2 rRNA genes are annotated in these 3,321 nt (G+C 49.1%); both read right to left on the bottom strand.

Annotation, left to right across the window (positions count from 1 at the left end):
- Positions 1-4 precede the first annotated feature (4 nt).
- Positions 5-120 (bottom strand): 5S ribosomal RNA (gene rrf, locus AWH61_RS07705).
- Positions 121-239: 119 nt separating this feature from the next.
- Positions 240-3,115, bottom strand: a 23S ribosomal RNA gene (locus tag AWH61_RS07710).
- Positions 3,116-3,321: the final 206 nt, after the last annotated feature.

A 3,321-nucleotide genomic window follows, 5' to 3' on the forward strand; every position in this document is an offset into this window, starting at 1 on the left:
TGGGACCTGGCAGTGTCCTACTCTCACATGGGGAAGCCCCACACTACCATCGGCGCTAATACGTTTCACTTCTGAGTTCGGAATGGAGTCAGGTGGTACCGTATCGCTATGGCTGCCAGGAAAAACTGGTAACAATCTAGAAAACTGGATATCAATTCAATCAGTGAGTAACTACTTTTCACTCTACTTACTTTAGCTTGTCTACAACACTCAGAAGTCTAAAGCTTCTTGGGCGTTGTATGGTTAAGCCTCTCGGGCAATTAGTACAGGTTAGCTTAACGCCTTACAACGCTTCCACACCCTGCCTATCAACGTCATCGTCTATAACAACCCTTCCAGACCTTAAAGGTCAGGGATGACTCATCTTTGGGCCGGCTTCCCGCTTAGATGCTTTCAGCGGTTATCCGTTCCGAACATAGCTACCGGGCAATGCCATTGGCATGACAACCCGAACACCAGCGGTTCGTCCACTCCGGTCCTCTCGTACTAGGAGCAGCTCCCATCAATCATCCAACGCCCACACCAGATAGGGACCGAACTGTCTCACGACGTTCTAAACCCAGCTCGCGTACCACTTTAAATGGCGAACAGCCATACCCTTGGGACCGACTTCAGCCCCAGGATGTGATGAGCCGACATCGAGGTGCCAAACACCGCCGTCGATATGAACTCTTGGGCGGTATCAGCCTGTTATCCCCGGAGTACCTTTTATCCGTTGAGCGATGGCCCTTCCATACAGAACCACCGGATCACTATGACCTACTTTCGTACCTGCTCGACGTGTCTGTCTCGCAGTTAAGCTAGCTTATGCCATTGCACTAACCTCACGATGTCCGACCGTGATTAGCTAACCTTCGTGCTCCTCCGTTACTATTTGGGAGGAGACCGCCCCAGTCAAACTACCCACCAGACACTGTCCACATTCCCGATAAGGGAACAATGTTAGAACATCAAACATACAAGGGTGGTATTTCAAGGACGGCTCCACACAATCTAGCGACTGTGCTTCAAAGCCTCCCACCTATCCTACACATGTAGGTTCAATGTTCAGTGCCAAGCTGTAGTAAAGGTTCACGGGGTCTTTCCGTCTAGGTGCGGGTACACAGCATCTTCACTGCGATTTCAATTTCACTGAGTCTCGGGTGGAGACAGCGTGGCCATGGTTACACCATTCGTGCAGGTCGGAACTTACCCGACAAGGAATTTCGCTACCTTAGGACCGTTATAGTTACGGCCGCCGTTTACCGGGGCTTCGATCAAGAGCTTCGTCCGAAAACTAACCCCATCAATTAACCTTCCGGCACCGGGCAGGTGTCACACCCTATACGTCCTCTTACGAGTTTGCAGAGTGCTGTGTTTTTAATAAACAGTCCCAGCCACCTGGTCACTGCGGCCTCCATTTGCTTACCACGCGAAGTGTTCACAAACAGAGGCGTACCTTCTCCCGAAGTTACGGTACAATTTTGCCGAGTTCCTTCACCCGAGTTCTCTCAAGCGCCTTAGTATTCTCTACCTGACCACCTGTGTCGGTTTGGGGTACGGTTCATATAATCATAAGTTTAGAAGCTTTTCCTGGAAGCAGGGCATCAACAACTTCACTCCCTTGGGAGCTCGTCTCGTGTCTCGGCCTTGAAAACCCGGATTTACCTAAGTCTTCAGCCTACTCACTTTCACTTGGACAACCAACGCCAAGCTTGCCTAGCCTTCTCCGTCCCTCCATCACTGATTATATAAGTACGGGAATATTAACCCGTTTCCCATCGACTACGCATTTCTGCCTCGCCTTAGGGGCCGACTTACCCTGCCCTGATTAGCATGGGACAGGAAACCTTGGTCTTCCGGCGTGGGAGTTTTTCACTCCCATTATCGTTACTCATGTCAGCATTCGCACTTGTGATATGTCCAGCAAGCTTTACAACTCACCTTCATCCACTTACACAACGCTCCCCTACCCAGCAAGTAAACTTGCTGCCGCAGCTTCGGTATATTGCTTAGCCCCGTTACATCTTCCGCGCAGGCCGACTCGACTAGTGAGCTATTACGCTTTCTTTAAAGGGTGGCTGCTTCTAAGCCAACCTCCTAGCTGTCTATGCCTTCCCACATCGTTTCCCACTTAGCAATATTTTGGGACCTTAGCTGGCGGTCTGGGTTGTTTCCCTCTCCACGACGGACGTTAGCACCCGCCGTGTGTCTCCCGGATAGTTCTCATTGGTATTCGGAGTTTGCAAAGGGTTGGTAAGTCGGGATGACCCCCTAGCCTTAACAGTGCTCTACCCCCAATGGAATTCGTCCGAGGCTCTACCTAAATAGATTTCGGGGAGAACCAGCTATCTCCCGGTTTGATTGGCCTTTCACCCCCAGCCACAGGTCATCCCCTAACTTTTCAACGTTAGTGGGTTCGGTCCTCCAGTTGATGTTACTCAACCTTCAACCTGCCCATGGCTAGATCACCGGGTTTCGGGTCTATACCTAGCAACTAAACGCGCAGTTAACACTCGCTTTCGCTACGGCTCCGTTATTCACTTAACCTTGCTACTAAATATAAGTCGCTGACCCATTATACAAAAGGTACGCAGTCACCCCGAAGGGCTCCCACTGCTTGTACGTATACGGTTTCAGGTTCTATTTCACTCCCCTCACAGGGGTTCTTTTCGCCTTTCCCTCACGGTACTGGTTCACTATCGGTCAGTTAGGAGTATTTAGCCTTGGAGGATGGTCCCCCCATATTCAGTCAAGATAACACGTGTCCCGACCTACTCGATTTCACTGTAAAGAATCCGTCGTGTACAGGGCTATCACCTTGTATCGCTCCTCTTCCCAAAGGATTCCACTAAATTCTAAACAGCTTAAGGGCTGCTCCCCGTTCGCTCGCCGCTACTAGGGGAATCTCGGTTGATTTCTTTTCCTAAGGGTACTTAGATGTTTCAGTTCCCCTCGTTTGCCTCGTTACACTATGTATTCATGTAACGATACCTATAAATAGGTGGGTTTCCCCATTCGGACATCTGTGGCTCAAATGCATTTTGTCGGCTCACCACAGCTTTTCGCAGACTTACACGTCCTTCATCGCCTCTAACTGCCAAGGCATCCACCGTATACGCTTCGTCACTTAACCATACAACCCCAAACAGCCTTTTGACTTCTGTCTAAGTTACGTTGCATGAATGACAAGCTAATCGGAAGAATTGCCTTGCTATCAAATCATCGATTGATAACAAGCAATTCAGTCAAGTAGAGTAAAAAGTTCATCTTTCGATTTCTCAGTTACTCAATTTTGATTGATTACTATTAATATCAGCTTTCCAAATTGTTAAAGAACAT

The organism is Alteromonas sp. W12 (genome assembly GCF_001924945.1).
Taxonomy (GTDB): domain Bacteria; phylum Pseudomonadota; class Gammaproteobacteria; order Enterobacterales; family Alteromonadaceae; genus Alteromonas; species Alteromonas macleodii.